Genomic DNA, 12,397 nt, shown 5'->3' on the forward strand with positions numbered 1-12,397 from the left:
GGTCATCGTCGCGCTGGGCCATGCCGGTGAAGTCGAGAAAGTCATCGTCGACACCCTGCACTTCAAAGGCAACTACCCGGACACGTGCTCGATCCAGGGCGCGTTCGTGAAGGGCGGCACCGACAGCCAGATCGAAACCCAATCGCTGTTCTGGCGCGAACTGCTGCCGGCGCAGAAACTGGAAATGCACGCCGAACACACCTTCGCCGAGCAGATCAAGGCGCTGGGGCCCATCACCCACATCCGCCTGAACGTGTTCCCGGATGGTGGTGTGAGCCGCCTGCGCGTATTGGGCAAGGTCGCTAAATAACACCCGATCGTTCCCACGCTCCGCGTGGGAATGCATACCGTGACGCTCCGCGTCACAGTGGACGCGGAGCGTCCATGGCGGCGTTCCCACGCAGAGCATGGGAACGATCAAACACAGAATTTGGATAAGACCAGCATGCGCACACTAACGATTGAACCGCTGACCAAAGAAGCCTTCGCCCCTTTCGGTGACGTGATCGAAACCGACGGCAGCGATCACTTCATGATCAACAACGGTTCGACCATGCGCTTCCATAAACTGGCGACGGTGCAAACCGCCACGCCAGAGGACAACGCGATCATCAGCATCTTCCGCGCCGACGCGCAGGACATGCCGCTGACCGTCAGCATGCTGGAGCGTCACCCGTTGGGCAGCCAGGCGTTTATTCCGCTGCTCGGCAATCCTTTTCTGATCGTGGTCGCGCCACTTGGCGATGAACCTGTATCAGGCTTGGTCCGCGCCTTCGTCACCAACGGCAGGCAGGGCATTAATTACCATCGCGGCGTCTGGCACCACCCGGTGCTGACGATCGAAAAGCGGGATGACTTCCTGGTGGTTGATCGCAGTGGCACAGGCAATAACTGCGATGAGCATTTTTTCAAAGAGGACGAGCGTCTGGTCCTCGCCCCCCACCAATAAGAGAAGGTCTGATCACTCGACAACAGAGTGACAGGCGAGAGGTAAAGACTGTGGAAGCACATCTGTTTGAATGGCTGAACCTGAGCGTGCGCTGGGTTCACATGATTACTGGCGTGGCCTGGATCGGCGCGTCGTTCTATTTCGTCTGGCTGGAAAACAACCTCAATCGGGTCAACCCGAAAAACGGGTTGGCGGGCGATTTGTGGGCGATCCACGGCGGCGGTATCTACCACCTGGAAAAATACAAACTGGCTCCACCGACCATGCCGGACAACCTGCACTGGTTCAAATGGGAAGCCTATTTCACCTGGATGTCGGGTGTCGCGCTGCTGTGCGTGGTGTTCTACTCCAACCCGACGCTGTACCTGCTGGCACCGGGCAGCAGCCTGACGGGTCCTGAAGGCGTTCTGTTGGGCATCGGCTCGCTGTTCGCAGGCTGGTTCATCTACTCCTTCCTGTGCGACTCGGCCCTGGGCAAACGCCCTGCCCTGCTCGGTTTCATCCTGTTCGTGCTGATCATTGGCGCCGCTTACGGCTTCAGCAAAGTGTTCAGTGGTCGGGGTGCGTACCTGCACGTCGGCGCGATCATCGGCACCATCATGGTCGGCAACGTGTTCCGCATCATCATGCCGGCGCAACGCGCACTGGTGGCAGCGATCGCCGAGAACCGCACACCCGATCCGGCGCTGCCGGCCAAAGGCTTGCTGCGTTCGCGTCACAACAACTACTTCACCTTGCCGGTGCTGTTCATCATGATCAGCAACCATTTCCCGAGCACTTACGGCAGCCAATACAACTGGCTGATCCTGGCCGGGATCGCGGTGTTGGCGGTGTTGGTGCGTCACTATTTCAACACCCGTCATGACAGCCACAAGTTCGCCTGGACCCTGCCAGTGGCAGCGGTAGGCATGATCAGCCTGGCTTACGTCACCGGCCCTGCCCCAATGACCAGCCCGGAAGTGGCCAAGGCTCCCGCGAAAATCGAGTACCAACCGCTGCCGGAAACCGCAGTGGGCGGCGGCTTGAAACCGGCTGAAGCAGCACCGGCGCCAGCGCCAGCAGCCGCACCGGCTCAGACGTCCAACGCAGGTCCTGGGTTCGACAAGGTGCACAGCGTGATTCAGGAGCGTTGCGCGGTTTGCCACTCGGCCAAACCGACCAGCCCGTTGTTCAGCACGGCCCCGGCCGGCGTGATGTTCGACACCCCCGAGCAGATCCGCCAGAACGCCCCGCGCATCCAGGCTCAGGCCGTTACCAGCCAGATCATGCCACTGGGCAACATCACGCAGATGACCCAGCAGGAACGTGACCTGATTGGTGCCTGGATTGTTCAGGGAGCTCAGACCAATTAAGTAGCAAAAGCATCGCGAGCAGGCTCGCTCCCACAGGTTTTGCATGGCCTGTTTGGGAGCTGGCTTGCCTGCGATTGGCCGCACTGCGGCCACCTGATTCGAAAACAGCTGCCAGCAGCACGGCAGCTGTAAATCACAAGAATAAAAAAGATCCGAGGTGTTGCATGTCCGAGCTATCCGAAGCGCGCATCCCCGACGCACCCGCCATTCAGCGTTTGCCCCTTTTGCAACTGATCCTGGTCGGTCTGCAACATGTTTTGCTGATGTACGGCGGCGCCATCGCGGTGCCGCTGATCATCGGACAGGCCGCTGGCCTGAGTCGTGAAGAAATCGCCTTTCTGATTAACGCCGACCTGCTGGTCGCCGGCATCGCCACCATCGTCCAGTCGCTGGGCATCGGCCCGATGGGCATCCGCATGCCCGTGATGATGGGCGCCAGTTTCGCCGCTGTCGGCAGCATGGTCGCCATGGCCGGCATGCCCGGTATCGGTCTGCAAGGAATCTTCGGCGCGACCATCGCCGCCGGGTTCTTCGGCATGCTCATTGCGCCGTTCATGTCCAAAGTTGTTCGCTTCTTCCCGCCTCTGGTGACCGGCACGGTCATCACCTCGATCGGTTTGTCGTTATTCCCCGTGGCCGTGAACTGGGCCGGCGGTGGTGCAGGCGCCACCGAATTCGGCTCGCCGATTTACCTGACCATTGCCGCGCTGGTGCTGGGCACCATCTTGCTGGTGCACCGTTTCATGCGCGGTTTCTGGGTCAATATTTCAGTGCTGATCGGCATGTGCCTGGGCTACGTGCTCTGCGGCCTGATCGGCATGGTCGACCTCAGCGGCATGGCGCAAGCGCCGTGGCTGCAATTCGTCACCCCGCTGCATTTCGGCATGCCCAAGTTTGAACTCGCGCCGATCCTTTCGATGTGTCTGGTGGTGGTGATCATCTTCGTCGAGTCCACCGGGATGTTCCTCGCCCTGGGCAAAATCACCGGCCAGGAAGTCTGCCCACGAATGCTGCGGCGCGGCTTGTTGTGTGATGCCGGCGCGTCGTTTTTCGCCGGGTTCTTCAATACCTTTACCCACTCCTCTTTTGCGCAAAACATCGGCCTGGTGCAAATGACGGGCGTGCGTTGCCGTTCGGTGACCATCGTCGCCGGGGGGTTGTTGATCGTATTGAGTCTGCTGCCGAAAGCGGCGTTTCTGGTGGCCTCGATTCCGCCAGCAGTACTGGGCGGTGCGGCGATTGCGATGTTCGGCATGGTCGCCGCCACCGGGATCAAGATTCTTCAGGAAGCCGACATCGGCGACCGTCGTAACCAACTGCTGGTGGCGGTGAGCATCGGCATGGGCCTGATTCCAGTGGTGCGCCCGGAGTTCTTCGCCCACCTGCCGCTGTGGATGAGCCCGATCACCCACAGCGGCATCGCCATGGCCACCTTGAGCGCCCTGTCGTTGAACCTGCTGTTCAACATCCTTGGCGGCAAAGAACGCGCCACAGCCAACGACTGCCACGCCCACTGACACAGAAGGACATAAGACCTGTGGGAGCCCGCCCCCACAGGTCAGCGGTTGCCTGCGCCTCACACAATAAAAACCAAGAGGGAGCAACAGATGATTCGGACACAAACCAACGTGCTGTTGAGTGCTGGCCTGTTGGCCGCGAGTCAAGCCATGGCCGGCGATTTACTGCTGTGGCAGACCAACAGCCTGAGCTATCTGTACGGCAAGGATTTCGTGGTCAACCCGGCGATTCAGCAGACGATAACCTTCGAACACGCCGACGGATGGAAGTACGGCGACAACTTCCTGTTCGTCGACAGCACCTACTACAACGGCGAGAAAGACCGGTACAAAGGCGTTCACGCTTATTACGGCGAATTCAGTCCGCGCCTGTCCTTCGGCAAGATCCTCGATCGCCGTTTCGAATTCGGCCCGATCAAGGACGTGCTGCTGGCCATGACCTACGAAAATGGCGAAGACGACACCGAGGCCTACCTGATCGGCCCTGGTTTCAACCTCGCGGTACCGGGCTTCAATTTTTTCACCTTGAACTTCTATTACCGCCAGACCGAAGGCGCGCGCCCCGGTGACGACGTCTGGCAGGTCACCCCGGCCTGGTCCTACACCCTGCCATTGGGCAATTCCAACCTGCTGATCGACGGCTACATCGATTGGGTGGTGGATAACGACCAGAACTCAAACGGTACCTATCACGCCAACCTGCACTTCAACCCGCAGATCAAATATGACCTGGGCAAAGCCTTGGGCTGGCGGGATAAACAGGTGTACGTCGGCGCCGAATACAGCTACTGGAAAGACAAATACGGCATCGAAAACACCGCCAACTTCGACACCAATGAAAACACCACCAGCCTGCTGGTGAAGGTGCATTTCTAAGATGATCCGCAACCGTGCGCCAAACCTGTCGTCGGTGCGCTGTTGCGGGGCACTTGAGACCTGGCCAAGTAGTCAGTATTCTCCGCGGCCGCCTGAATCCGCGTCAAAAAAAAGTCCGGATTTAATTTCTGACCAGAAAGCCAACTTATCCCGGCTCTGGACGGCACCAAGGCACTCCATATCCCCTCTCAATCGACTGTTTTTGAGCAGCCGAGCGGGAGTTTATTGTTTTTTTGAAAACCTTGGCGCAGCTCTTGCTAAGAGCATTAAAGCTGACCGACTGGATGATTTTTTACCGCTACAGATAGAGGCGCCATACCAGAGCGCCGACCTTAAAAAAATAACGTGGAATCACCTACTTTTTGGGAGCAACCGAATGAAACGTACGTGCACTAGCCTGATGCTGGCGGGATCAATGCTGGCTGGGGGGCAGGCCATGGCCGGCGACTTGCTGCAATGGCAGACCAACAGCCTGTCCTACCTGTATGGCAAGGACTTCCAGGTCAACCCGCGCATTCAGCAGACGGTGACCTTCGAACACGCCGATGGCTGGAAATACGGCGACAACTTCTTCTTCATCGACAAGATCTTCTACAACGGCAAGGAAGACGCCTTCGCCGGGGACAACACCCACTATGGTGAAATCAGCCCGCGCTTGTCGTTCAACAAGATTTTCGACCAGAAGCTGGAATTCGGCCCGATCAAAGACGTCCTGCTGGCCATGACCTATGAGTTCGGCGAGGACGACACAGAGTCGTACCTGATCGGTCCGGGGTTCGACCTGGCCATCCCTGGCTTCGATTACTTCCAGTTGAACTTCTACAATCGTCACACCGAAGGCGGCCGCCCGGGTGACGATATCTGGCAGGTTTCTCCAGTCTGGTCCTACACCATCCCGGCGGGTAGCTCGGACGTGGTGATCGACGGTTTCATGGACTGGGTGGTCGACAACGACGTGAACAGTAAAGGCGAATACCACGCCAACCTGCACTTCAACCCTCAGATCAAATACGACCTGGGCAAGGCGCTGAAGCTGGGCGACAAACAACTGTACGTCGGTGTCGAGTATGACTACTGGAAAAACAAGTACGGCATTGAAGACAGCAGTGGCTTCAAGACTGACCAGAGCGTGACCAGCTTCCTGGTCAAGGTTCACTTCTGATCTGGCTGTAAGTGGCGTCTGCAAAGACGCCATCGCGAACCTGCTCGCGATGGCCGCACTGCCGATCTCAAGCCGTCACCACAGGCTCCTGCAGCCCAAGAAACCGGCAAAGTTCCTCACGCTTGGCCAACGCATCGCGCCGCCCCAGATCAATCAACTCGCTGCAATACCCCGCCTCGAACAACAGATAACTCAACACCCCTGCCCCACTGGTCTTGGTCGCACCCGGCCCGCGTAAAAACAGGCGCAGTGCCGCCGGCAATTCCTGTCGATGTCGCGCCGCAATCTCATCGATCGGCTGACTCGGCGAAATCACCAGCACCTCCACCGGCGCCACGCCCAGCGCACGGGTCGGCGTGCCATCGGGCATCAAGTGGCTGAACAGATTCAGACGCTGCAACAACTCGATGTCGCTTTCCAGGCTATCAATGAACGTACTGTTGAGCATGTGCCCGCCAATCTGCGCCAGCGTCGGCTGTTGCCCGGTATAGGCGCGTTGCAACGGCTGCTGCGGGTCGACGCCGCGCGGGTTGCCGCTGACGCCCACCACCAGCACCCGGCTGGCGCCCAAGTGCAAGGCCGGGCTGATCGGGGCGGATTGGCGCACCGCACCGTCGCCGAAGTACTCCTCGCCGATTTTCACCGGGGCGAACAGCAACGGAATGGCGGAACTGGCCAGCAAGTGATCGACACTCAATTGAGTCGGAACGCCGATGCGCCGATGGCGTAACCACGATTCGATGGTGCCGCCCCCCTGATAGAACGTGACAGCCTGACCGGACTCGTAGCCAAACGCCGTCACCGCCACCGCCTGCAACTGCTTCTGGGCAATGGCTTCGGCTATCCCGGCCATGTTCAGTTTGTCATTGAGCAATCCGCGCAGCGGCGAACTGTTGAGCAAGGCCACCGGCACGTGAGCGCCAAGCCCCAGCAAACTGTGACTGACAAACCGGCTGGCCTGACTGATGACGCCGGGCCAATCGCTGCGCAACACCCGATGGCTGCGAAAGCCCTGCCAGAACGCGGTCAAACGCTCGATGGCGCCGCGAAAATCCATCGCACCACTGGCGAGGCTGACCGCATTGATCGCCCCGGCCGAGGTGCCAACGATCACCGGAAACGGATTGCTTGCCCCCACCGGCAACAGTTCGGCAATCGCCGCCAGCACGCCGACCTGATACGCCGCCCGAGCCCCGCCGCCGGAAAGAATCAATCCTGTAACCGGTTCAGCAGGACTCATCGCAACACTCCATGGTGCTTAAAGGAATCGGTGACTCAAGCGCGTTTTTTGTACAGTTTGGGTTCGCCCGGTGGGCGGCTCTTGAAGCGGCGATGGGCCCAGAGGTATTGCTCCGGGCATTCACGCAAGGCGCTTTCCACCCACTGATTGATGCGGATGCAATCGGCTTCTTCGGTTTCGCCAGGGAAACCTTCGAGCGGCGCATGAATCACCAGTCGATAACCGCTGCCATCGGCCAGGCGCTCCTGAGTGAACGGCACCACCAACGCCTTGCCCAGCCGCGCAAACTTGCTGGTGGCGGTCACGGTGGCCGCCTGAATGCCGAACAGCGGCACGAAAATGCTTTGTTTGGCGCCGTAGTCTTGATCCGGTGCGTACCAGATCGCTCGGCCCGCGCGCAGCAATTTGAGCATGCCGCGCACATCGTCGCGCTCCACCGCCAGCGAATCGAGGTTGTGCCGCTCGCGACCACAACGCTGGACGTAATCGAACAGTGGATTTTTGTGCTCGCGGTACATGCCGTCGATGGTGTGCTGCTGCCCCAACAGCGCCGCGCCGATCTCCAGCGTGGTGAAATGCACCGCCATCAGGATCACGCCCTTGCCGTCTTGCTGAGCCTTTTTCAGGTGTTCCAGGCCTTCGACATGGGCCAGTTTGGCCAGACGCTGACGCGACCACCACCAGCTCATGGCCATTTCGAAGAAGGCGATGCCGGTGGAGGCAAAGTTTTCCTTGAGCAGGCGCTTGCGCTCGGCGGCAGACTTTTCAGGGAAACACAGCTCAAGGTTGCGCTTGGCGATGCGCCGTCGGTCGCCGGCCAGCCGATACATCACGGCACCGAGCTGGCGACCAATAAACAGCAACGCTGGATACGGCAACTGAACAATCAGCCACAACAGCCCCAAGCCACACCACAGCGGCCAGAAACGCGGCATAAGAAATGTTTTTCGAAAACGCGGGCGATCCATTAAAGGTTCCGGAAAGACAATGGCCGCGCATTCTACATCGTTCGACCCGGCTTGCGGCTTGCGGGCGTTCTCGTTATAAGTCTCGGCACTTTTAGTGACAAGCCGTTGTATGCCGACCATGAGCCAAACCGAACCGCAAGACCAGGATCCCGTGTTCCAGTTGAAGGGCAGCATGCTCGCCATTACGGTGCTGGAACTGGCCCGCAACGACCTCGAGACCCTAGATCGGCAACTGGCCGCCAAGGTCGCTCAGGCGCCTAATTTTTTCAGCAATGCCCCGCTGGTGCTGGCCCTGGACAAGCTTCCGGCCGGCGAAGGCGCGGTGGATTTGCCGGGCCTGATGCGCGTCTGTCGCCAGCATGGCTTGCGCACGCTGGCCGTCCGCGCCAGCCGAATCGAAGACATCGCTGCCGCCATTGCCGTCGATCTGCCCGTGCTGCCGCCGTCCGGCGCCCGTGAGCGGGCGCTTGACCCGCTTGAAGGCCAAGTGAAGAAAAAACCGGAAAAACCGCCGGAACCGACCATCAAACCGACAAAAATCATCACCTCGCCAGTACGTGGTGGCCAGCAGATTTACGCCCAGGGTTGCGATCTGGTGGTGATTTCGTCGGTCAGCCCGGGGGCGGAACTTCTCGCCGATGGCAATATCCATGTATACGGCCCTATGCGCGGTCGTGTATTGGCCGGCGTCAAAGGCGACACGAAAGCCAGGATTTTTTGTCAGCAAATGAGCGCTGAACTGGTGTCCATCGCAGGCCACTACAAGGTCTCCGAGGATCTGCGTCGCGATCCTTTGTGGGGGGCGGGCGTACAAGTCAGCCTGTCCGGCGACGTGTTGAACATCATTCGGCTTTAACGGATACTGCCGCATTTTCCAAACATCTCTAAAACGTAGCGAAAACGGCTCAAGCGAAGTAGGAAAACGGCCACAAGCAGTGTTTACCAGAGGTAAACCCTGCCCAGAACCGGATTCCAGCCAAGGCTGTCCGACTGCAGTAGTTTTCAGAGATGTTTTTCAGGGGCTAAAAGTCCTTTTTCCTTAGGGGTGAAACACCTTGGCCAAGATTCTCGTGGTTACATCCGGCAAGGGTGGTGTGGGTAAGACCACCACCAGCGCCGCTATCGGTACCGGCCTCGCTCTGCGTGGTCACAAAACAGTCATCGTCGACTTCGACGTCGGCCTGCGTAACCTCGACCTGATCATGGGTTGCGAGCGTCGCGTGGTGTATGACTTCGTCAACGTGGTCAACGGCGAAGCCAACCTGCAGCAAGCCCTGATCAAAGACAAGCGCCTGGAAAACCTCTACGTCCTGGCCGCCAGTCAAACCCGCGACAAAGACGCGCTGACCCAAGAAGGCGTGGAAAAGGTCTTGATGGCACTCAAGGAAGACTTCGAATTCGTGGTCTGCGACTCCCCGGCGGGTATCGAAAAAGGCGCCCACTTGGCCATGTACTTCGCTGATGAAGCGATTATCGTGACCAACCCGGAAGTGTCCTCGGTTCGTGACTCGGACCGTATGCTGGGCCTGCTGGCCAGCAAATCGCGCCGCGCTGAAAAAGGCGAAGAGCCGATCAAGGAACACTTGCTGCTGACCCGCTACAACCCGCAACGCGTCAGCGATGGCGAAATGCTTGGCGTCGAAGACGTCAAAGAGATTCTGGCTGTCGCCCTGCTAGGTGTGATTCCGGAATCGCAAGCGGTGCTCAAGGCCTCCAACTCCGGTGTGCCGGTAATTCTCGACGACCAAAGCGACGCCGGTCAGGCGTACAGCGATGCCGTCGATCGTCTGCTGGGCAAAACCGTGGAACATCGTTTCCTCGATGTCACGAAGAAGGGATTCTTCGAGCGCCTGTTTGGAGGTAGATAATGAACATTTTTGACTTCTTTCGCGCCAACAAGAAGCCAAGTACCGCGTCGGTAGCGAAAGAGCGTCTACAGATCATCGTGGCGCATGAACGCGGCCAACGCAGTACCCCGGACTACTTGCCAGCCTTGCAGAAGGAACTGGTGGAAGTGATCCGCAAGTACGTCAATATCGGGTCCGATGACGTGCACGTCGCTCTGGAAAACCAGGGCAGCTGCTCGATTCTGGAACTCAATATCACCCTGCCAGATCGCTGATCGATCCGGTCGGAGCCACGGCGGCTCAGGCTTACGCCCCTTGTAGGCGCCGAGCTTGCTCGCGATGACGGTTTTACATTCAACGACGATGTTGAATGACCGACCGCTATCGCGAGCAAGCTCGGCTCCTAAAGAGTGCGAGGTTCTGAGCCGCCGTTGGCGTTTGTTACGAGGCTGTTTTAATGCCGTTGTCCAACGTCCACATCATCCATCAGGACGCCGCCGTACTGGTGGTGAACAAACCGACCCTGTTGCTCTCCGTCCCTGGCCGGGCTGACGACAACAAGGATTGCCTGATTACCCGCCTGCAAGAAAACGGTTACCCCGAGGCGCGAATTGTCCACCGCCTGGACTGGGAAACTTCGGGCATCATTCTTCTGGCCCGTGACCCGGACACTCATCGCGAGCTGTCTCGGCAATTTCACGACCGAGAAACCGAAAAAGCCTACACGGCGTTGTGCTGGGGCCAGCCGGAACTGGACAGCGGCAGCATCGACTTACCCTTGCGCTATGACCCGCCGACCAAGCCGCGCCATGTGGTCGACCATGAATTCGGCAAGAATGCCCTGACTTTCTGGCGTGTGCTGGAACGCTGTGGCGACTGGTGCCGAGTCGAACTGACGCCGATCACCGGCCGCTCGCACCAATTGCGCGTGCACATGCTCTCCATCGGCCACCCGCTACTGGGTGACGGGCTCTATGCCCACGAGCAAGCCCTGGCCGCATGGCCGCGTCTGTGCCTGCACGCCAGCATGCTCAGCTTCACCCACCCTCAAACCGGTGAACGCTTGCGTTTCGAATGCCCGGCACCGTTCTGACGCCCGATGAGCTTTCRATACGTTAAACTGGCGCCACTGCTGTCTGGAGCTTCTTATGCGCGAAGAGTTGAACCAAGGCCTGATCGACTTCCTCAAGGCCTCCCCTACCCCATTCCATGCCACTGCCAGCCTCGTTCAACGCCTGGAAGCGGCGGGCTTCATGCGCCTTGACGAGCGCGAGCCCTGGACCACCGAAGCCAACGGTCGTTACTACGTCACCCGTAATGACTCCTCCATCGTCGCGATCAAGATGGGGCGTCATTCACCGCTGCATGGCGGTATTCGCCTGGTGGGTGCGCACACCGACAGTCCGTGTCTGCGGGTCAAGCCCCAGCCTGAGCTGCAACGTCAGGGTTTCTGGCAACTGGGTGTCGAAGTCTATGGCGGTGCGTTGCTGGCGCCGTGGTTCGACCGTGACCTGTCCCTCGCCGGCCGCGTGACCTTCCGCCGCGACGGCAAGGTCGAGAGTCAGTTGATCGACTTCAAAGTGCCGATCGCGACCATTCCGAACCTGGCGATTCACCTTAACCGTGAAGCCAACATGGGCTGGGCGATCAACGCTCAGACCGAATTGCCGCCGATCCTCGCGCAATTCGCCGGTGACGAGCGCGTGGACTTCCGCGCCGTGCTCACCAACCAGCTGGCGCTGGAACATGGCTTGAACGCCGACGTCGTGCTTGATTACGAGTTGAGTTTCTACGACACCCAAAGCGCTGCGATCATCGGCCTGCATGGTGACTTCATCGCCGGCGCGCGCCTGGACAACCTGCTGTCGTGCTACGCCGGCCTGCAAGCACTGCTGACCACCGAAACTGACGAAACCTGTGTGCTGGTCTGCAACGATCACGAAGAAGTAGGCTCCTGTTCAGCGTGCGGCGCTGATGGCCCGATGCTTGAGCAGACGTTGCGCCGCCTGCTGCCTGAAGGTGACGAATTCGTACGCACTATTCAGAAATCCCTGCTGGTTTCGGCCGACAACGCCCACGGCGTRCACCCCAACTACGCCGACAAACACGACGCCAACCACGGCCCGAAACTCAACGCCGGCCCGGTGATCAAGGTCAACAGCAACCAGCGTTACGCCACCAACAGCGAAACCGCCGGTTTCTTCCGTCACCTGTGCATGGCCGAAGAAGTACCGGTGCAAAGTTTTGTGGTGCGCAGCGACATGGGCTGTGGGTCGACCATCGGCCCGATCACCGCCAGCCACCTGGGCGTACGCACCGTGGACATCGGCCTGCCGACGTTCGCCATGCACTCGATCCGCGAACTGTGCGGCAGCCACGACCTGGCGCACCTGGTCAAAGTGCTGAGCGCGTTCTACGCCTGCCAGGAATTGCCGTAATCCCAAAAAGCTTCGCGAGCAGGCTCGCTCCCACATTGGAATGCATTT

12 protein-coding genes and 1 pseudogene are annotated in these 12,397 nt (G+C 59.3%); 11 read left to right on the forward strand and 2 right to left on the reverse strand.

Annotated features, from left to right (window positions below):
• The 6 genes and pseudogenes from AC1DSG_RS20265 to AC1DSG_RS20290 form a co-directional block, all read left to right on the forward strand.
• Positions 1–310, forward strand: a pseudogene (locus AC1DSG_RS20265) (allantoicase); the annotation flags it as partial.
• Positions 311–445: 135 nt separating this feature from the next.
• Complete coding sequence (locus tag AC1DSG_RS20270; RefSeq protein WP_007944440.1) at positions 446–949, forward strand: ureidoglycolate lyase; 504 nt, start codon at positions 446–448, stop codon at positions 947–949.
• Between the two features lie 50 nt (positions 950–999).
• Entirely contained in the window at positions 1,000–2,301 is a 1,302-nt protein-coding gene (locus tag AC1DSG_RS20275) for a urate hydroxylase PuuD (RefSeq protein WP_477792476.1), read from the forward strand.
• Between the two features lie 164 nt (positions 2,302–2,465).
• The gene (locus AC1DSG_RS20280) at positions 2,466–3,818 is read left to right on the forward strand and encodes a nucleobase:cation symporter-2 family protein (protein WP_477792477.1); all 1,353 of its coding nucleotides are present in this window, start codon (positions 2,466–2,468) and stop codon (positions 3,816–3,818) included.
• A gap of 90 nt (positions 3,819–3,908) precedes the next feature.
• Positions 3,909–4,694: an outer membrane protein OmpK gene (locus AC1DSG_RS20285; RefSeq protein ID WP_477792478.1), complete on the forward strand. Its 786-nt coding sequence runs from the start codon at positions 3,909–3,911 to the stop codon at positions 4,692–4,694.
• A gap of 376 nt (positions 4,695–5,070) precedes the next feature.
• Positions 5,071–5,856: an outer membrane protein OmpK gene (locus tag AC1DSG_RS20290; RefSeq protein ID WP_477792479.1), complete on the forward strand. Its 786-nt coding sequence runs from the start codon at positions 5,071–5,073 to the stop codon at positions 5,854–5,856.
• A gap of 67 nt (positions 5,857–5,923) precedes the next feature.
• Here the strand turns inward: AC1DSG_RS20290 and AC1DSG_RS20295 are convergent, their stop codons facing one another.
• Together AC1DSG_RS20295 and AC1DSG_RS20300 are read right to left on the reverse strand one after the other, a co-directional pair.
• Positions 5,924–7,096, reverse strand: a complete 1,173-nt coding sequence (locus AC1DSG_RS20295) for a patatin-like phospholipase family protein (protein WP_477792480.1) — start codon at positions 7,094–7,096, stop codon at positions 5,924–5,926.
• A 35-nt stretch (positions 7,097–7,131) separates the two neighbouring features.
• Positions 7,132–8,064, reverse strand: coding sequence for a lipid A biosynthesis lauroyl acyltransferase (locus AC1DSG_RS20300; protein WP_477792481.1), 933 nt, complete (start codon positions 8,062–8,064; stop codon positions 7,132–7,134).
• Positions 8,065–8,182: 118 nt separating this feature from the next.
• On the opposite strand from AC1DSG_RS20300, the gene minC reads away from it, so the two are divergent.
• From minC to AC1DSG_RS20325, 5 genes are all read left to right on the forward strand, one after another.
• Entirely contained in the window at positions 8,183–8,920 is a 738-nt protein-coding gene (gene minC, locus AC1DSG_RS20305) for a septum site-determining protein MinC (protein WP_477792482.1), read from the forward strand.
• 199 nt (positions 8,921–9,119) lie between these two features.
• Positions 9,120–9,932, forward strand: coding sequence for a septum site-determining protein MinD (minD, locus tag AC1DSG_RS20310; protein ID WP_007944432.1), 813 nt, complete (start codon positions 9,120–9,122; stop codon positions 9,930–9,932).
• Complete coding sequence (gene minE / locus AC1DSG_RS20315) at positions 9,932–10,186, forward strand: cell division topological specificity factor MinE (protein ID WP_007944431.1); 255 nt, start codon at positions 9,932–9,934, stop codon at positions 10,184–10,186. The genes minD and minE overlap by 1 nt, the downstream gene beginning before the upstream one ends.
• Before the next feature lie 182 nt (positions 10,187–10,368).
• The gene (locus AC1DSG_RS20320; RefSeq protein WP_046027121.1) at positions 10,369–11,004 is read left to right on the forward strand and encodes an RluA family pseudouridine synthase; all 636 of its coding nucleotides are present in this window, start codon (positions 10,369–10,371) and stop codon (positions 11,002–11,004) included.
• A gap of 55 nt (positions 11,005–11,059) precedes the next feature.
• Complete coding sequence (locus tag AC1DSG_RS20325; protein WP_477792483.1) at positions 11,060–12,349, forward strand: M18 family aminopeptidase; 1,290 nt, start codon at positions 11,060–11,062, stop codon at positions 12,347–12,349.
• Positions 12,350–12,397: the final 48 nt, after the last annotated feature.

It is taken from the genome of Pseudomonas sp. P5_A12 (assembly GCF_056400685.1).

Coding starts and splice junctions, on each gene's coding strand:
- AC1DSG_RS20270 (WP_007944440.1), top strand. CDS start 446: ATGCGCACACTAACGATTGAACCGCTGACCAAAGAAGCCTTCGCCCCT.
- AC1DSG_RS20280 (WP_477792477.1), top strand. CDS start 2,466: ATGTCCGAGCTATCCGAAGCGCGCATCCCCGACGCACCCGCCATTCAG.
- AC1DSG_RS20285 (WP_477792478.1), top strand. CDS start 3,909: ATGATTCGGACACAAACCAACGTGCTGTTGAGTGCTGGCCTGTTGGCC.
- AC1DSG_RS20290 (WP_477792479.1), top strand. CDS start 5,071: ATGAAACGTACGTGCACTAGCCTGATGCTGGCGGGATCAATGCTGGCT.
- AC1DSG_RS20295 (WP_477792480.1), bottom strand. CDS start 7,096: ATGAGTCCTGCTGAACCGGTTACAGGATTGATTCTTTCCGGCGGCGGG.
- AC1DSG_RS20300 (WP_477792481.1), bottom strand. CDS start 8,064: ATGGATCGCCCGCGTTTTCGAAAAACATTTCTTATGCCGCGTTTCTGG.
- minC (WP_477792482.1), top strand. CDS start 8,183: ATGAGCCAAACCGAACCGCAAGACCAGGATCCCGTGTTCCAGTTGAAG.
- minE (WP_007944431.1), top strand. CDS start 9,932: ATGAACATTTTTGACTTCTTTCGCGCCAACAAGAAGCCAAGTACCGCG.
- AC1DSG_RS20320 (WP_046027121.1), top strand. CDS start 10,369: ATGCCGTTGTCCAACGTCCACATCATCCATCAGGACGCCGCCGTACTG.